The 3,817-nt window shown below is 54.8% G+C and carries 3 protein-coding genes and 1 pseudogene; 2 read left to right on the top strand and 2 right to left on the bottom strand.

All coding sequences use genetic code 11. The annotated features are described in order from the left end of the window. Positions 1-495, bottom strand: a 495-nt coding sequence (locus RTY00_RS10335) for a hypothetical protein (protein WP_312664362.1), incomplete at its 3' end; no start/stop codon positions are given. A gap of 429 nt (positions 496-924) precedes the next feature. Between RTY00_RS10335 and RTY00_RS10330 the strand changes: the two genes are divergently transcribed. After that, the gene (locus RTY00_RS10330; protein ID WP_312664361.1) at positions 925-2,469 is read left to right on the top strand and encodes a methyl-accepting chemotaxis protein; all 1,545 of its coding nucleotides are present in this window, start codon (positions 925-927) and stop codon (positions 2,467-2,469) included. On the opposite strand, the gene RTY00_RS10325 is transcribed toward RTY00_RS10330, so the two are convergent. Next, the gene (locus RTY00_RS10325) at positions 2,466-3,416 is read right to left on the bottom strand and encodes an AraC family transcriptional regulator (protein ID WP_154154675.1); all 951 of its coding nucleotides are present in this window, start codon (positions 3,414-3,416) and stop codon (positions 2,466-2,468) included. The genes RTY00_RS10330 and RTY00_RS10325 overlap by 4 nt on opposite strands. Positions 3,417-3,520: 104 nt before the next feature. On the opposite strand from RTY00_RS10325, the pseudogene RTY00_RS10320 reads away from it, so the two are divergent. Further along, positions 3,521-3,817 (top strand): annotated as a pseudogene (locus RTY00_RS10320) (MFS transporter); the annotation flags it as partial.

The following is a 3,817-nucleotide window of genomic DNA, read 5'->3' as shown; positions in this document are numbered from 1 at the left end:
GGTGTCATTGGTGGTGCTGCCCGGCTTCAGGTATTGCGCGTAACCCGCGCTGTCATCAATGGCTTGCGCCACCAGAACTGGCTGCTCAGGCTGAGCGGCAATGGAAATGTCATAACTTGCCGAGATTGGATTATCCGCGCCAACTACCTGAACGGTGAATGAGTGCTCACCACCTTCAAAGGTATTAGCATCGTAAACCCAGCGGCCAGTATTGTTGACAATAACGCGAGCAATCTCAACGCCGTTATCAAAAATAATCACCCGCATATTCGGCGTGCCACGGCCTTCAAAAATGAGGGTGCCTTGCTCAACGTCGCCGCCCGATTCAATTGGGGTAAGACGGTTATTAATCGGTGAACGAATGGTATCGATGATGGCTTCGTTATATTTGATCGGCACAATCGGTGGCAGCTGAGATGCTGAAGTAGTGATTGAGGCGATGTTCGCGCTGGTTTGCGCTGCGCGATCAGCGTTTTGGTTCTTAGATGTGCTCATAGTTACAGTCCTATTGTCATACTGCGCTTAATGGGGAAAACTGCCGCAGTATTAAGATCTGTACGTAATAAAATGACGAGAAATGTCCCAATAAGTGATGAGATTGTTTTTAAGTCATTTTAATTTATTTTTATATATAAAATTCAATTAGTTATTTTTTTGTGTAGTTTTAAACTTTTCGTTAAATCTTACTTCCCGTACGTTTTTAAAAAGCACATCTTCCTCATTTCCTAAAACCTGGATCTTAAATACTCTAAATTAAAATTTACTGTTAAATATTTCCCCGCAAAGTGTGAGTCATTTCTCATTGCCTATGCTGGCAGGATAAAAAAATAGCCTCTGAGCTAAAGCCCAGCGCGTAGGTTGCCGAAAAGATAAAAAAGCATAATTGATTTTTTCTTTTCGCCTGCGTTTTGCAAGGACACACACATGCGTAACAACCAGCCTGTCACTCAGCGTGAATTCAGTTTTGACGATAACGCCACGCTGATGTCGACAACCGACTTAAATAGCTTCATTACCTATGCCAACGACGCCTTTATTGACGTCAGCGGATTCAGCCCGGATGAGGTGAACGGCCAGCCGCATAATATGGTGCGCCATCCGGATATGCCGCCTGAAGCCTTTGCTGATATGTGGGCGACGCTCAAGCAGGGCGAGCCGTGGACGGCGCTGGTAAAAAACCGGCGTAAGAATGGCGATCACTATTGGGTGCGTGCCAACGCCATTCCGGTGGTGCGCGAGGGCAAAGTGCAGGGCTTTATGTCGGTGCGTACCAAGCCGTCAGCGGAAGAGGTGCGTCAGACCGAAACGCTGTACCGCGACTTCCGCGAAGGCCGCGCTAAAGGACGTCGCTTCCATAAAGGGTTGATCGTCGGCACCGGCTGGCGCCGTGTTGGCTCGATCCTGAAAACCCTGCCGCTGCGCTGGCGTATTCGCTCCACTTTATTCACGCTGCTGCCGCTTTCGGTGATTGGCGTCTGGCTGCTTGGCCTCGCACCGCTGGCGATAGGCTGCTTTGCTGGCGGCATGGCGGGCCTTTTGTTGCTGGCGAGTCTGTGGCTGGAGCAGCAAATTTCACGTCCAATGGAGCGCATGTGCCGTCAGGCGTTGAGCGTGGCGACCGGCGCCAGCCATAAAGTGGAACAGATTGATCGCGTCGATGAGATTGGCGTCACGCTGCGCGCCATCGGTCAACTGGGGTTAATGTTCCGCTGGCTGGTGGATGATGTCAGCGGCCAGGCGATTAATGTGCTCAGCGCCAGCGATGCCATCGCGCGCAGCAATGACGAACTAAGCCGCCGTACCGAACAAGCTGCCGCTAACGTGCAGCAAACCGCCGCCACCATGAACGAAATGACCGCCACGGTGAAGAGCAACACCGATACCGCCAAAGAGGTGAATGGCCTGTCGGAAAATACCAGTTTTGCGGCGATCAAAGGCGGCAAAGTGATGCAGGAAATGGTGGGCATGATGGCGGAGATTGCCGACAGCTCGAAGCGTATCGCCAATATCACCAGCGTGATTGATGGCATCGCCTTCCAGACCAACATTCTGGCGCTGAATGCGGCAGTAGAAGCGGCGCGCGCCGGTGAACAAGGCAAAGGATTCGCGGTGGTGGCCGGTGAAGTGCGCAGCCTCGCACAGCGTAGCGCGAAAGCCGCCAGCGAAATTAAAAATCTGGTGGAAACCAGCGCCAGCCGCGTGCAGTCCGGTAGCGATCACGCCGATGCAGCCGGACATACCATGCAGGAGATTGTCGATCAGGTGCAGAATGTTACCGCTTTGATCGCGCAGATCAGCGGCGCGACCGCAGAGCAGGCCATCGCACTGACGCAGGTCAGCACGGCGGTGGAAGATCTCGACGATATCACCCATCAAAACGCCGCACGCGTGGCGGAAAGCGCTGAAGCGTCGGGGCGCATGAAGCATCAAGCCAATCGTCTGGTAGAAGCGATCAGCGTGTTCCGTTAACGCATTTCACGTTCGGCGCGCAGTGCGCCGGGCGGCGTACCGACAATGCGTTTAAATGCACGGCTAAACGCCGCCAGCGAACCGTAACCGAGGTGGAAGGCAACGCTTTCCACCGCTTCGCCTTCATGAACGATACGTTCCACCGCCAGCCGCATACGCAGCTCGGTAAGATAGCGCAGCGGCGTCATGCCGGTTGCGCTCTGGAAACGAGCAGCAAATACCGAACGCGAGCTGCCGGATTCCCGCGCCAGCCGTTCCACCGTCCAGTTTTCACCAGGTTCACGATGCATCGCCGCCATCGCCAGGCTGAGACGCGGATCGCGCAGCGCCTGCACCAGTCCGCTGCCTTTGCCGCAACCATTTTCCACCCAGCCACGCACAATCTGCGCTGCGACCACATCTGCCAGCCGCGACAAAATCCCGGCGAAACCGGCTTTGCGCTGCCGCGTTTCGCGCTCCATCGCATCGAGAATCGGCTGGATTTCCGGGTACTGCGCCAGCAGCGTACTTACCAGCATCACATCCGGCATGGTATGCACTAGCGGCTGCATGCCGCCGAGTTCAAACGCCATGCAGGCGCTAAACAGAATCACATCGCTGTCGTCCGGGCATACATCTACGCCGTCGCCGATGGCGCAGACGCTGTCGCAAATCGGGCGGCTATTAAAGGTGGTGATCGGTACGCAGACCGCCGCTTCGTCGGAGATCAACGCATGCGGCTTGCCGTGCGGGATCAGCAGCGCATCGCCTGCCTGCAGCGGATAGATCACGCCCGATGCCGAGCGGATCAACAACGATCCGCGCCCGACAAAGTGCAGCTGCGCCTTGCCTGGCGCGTCCTCATATTGCAGGCCAAAGGGCGCATGCAGCGCGATACGCTGGTATTTGACGCCGTACAGGCGCATACCCATCAGCAATTCACTGGTCAGATCTTCGTAGCGGCTCATATCAATCCCAGACGAATAATCAAAAAACAAAGTTTCTGCATCATAGATCGTCTGATGATCAGTCACTATGCTTAACGCTAAATATTTTGTGATGGGGATCACAGATGAGCCTGGATACTGACGTTATCGAAACACCACTAGAAGTGGATAAACCGGCGTGGGGCGCAGTATTTGCCATGGCCTTTGGCGTGTTCGGCCTGATTACAGCAGAATTTCTGCCGGTCAGTTTACTGACGCCGATTGCTGACACGCTGCACATCAGCGAAGGGCAGGCGGGACAAACCGTTACCGTGACGGCGCTGGTGGCGCTACTCACCAGTCTGGTGATCGGTAACGTGACGCGTCAGCTTGACCGTCGTGTGGTGATGCTGGCCTTTACGCTGCTGTTGATTGCCTCCGCA

The organism is Pantoea sp. CTOTU49201 (genome assembly GCF_032054795.1).
In the GTDB taxonomy this organism is placed as follows: domain Bacteria; phylum Pseudomonadota; class Gammaproteobacteria; order Enterobacterales; family Enterobacteriaceae; genus Pantoea; species Pantoea symbiotica.
This window is presented reverse-complemented; position numbering and strand designations above follow the sequence as displayed.

Bases quoted from the DNA above. Each gene is read 5' to 3' on its own strand.
- RTY00_RS10325 (WP_154154675.1), bottom strand. From the start codon at position 3,416: ATGAGCCGCTACGAAGATCTGACCAGTGAATTGCTGATGGGTATGCGC.
- RTY00_RS10330 (WP_312664361.1), top strand. From the start codon at position 925: ATGCGTAACAACCAGCCTGTCACTCAGCGTGAATTCAGTTTTGACGAT.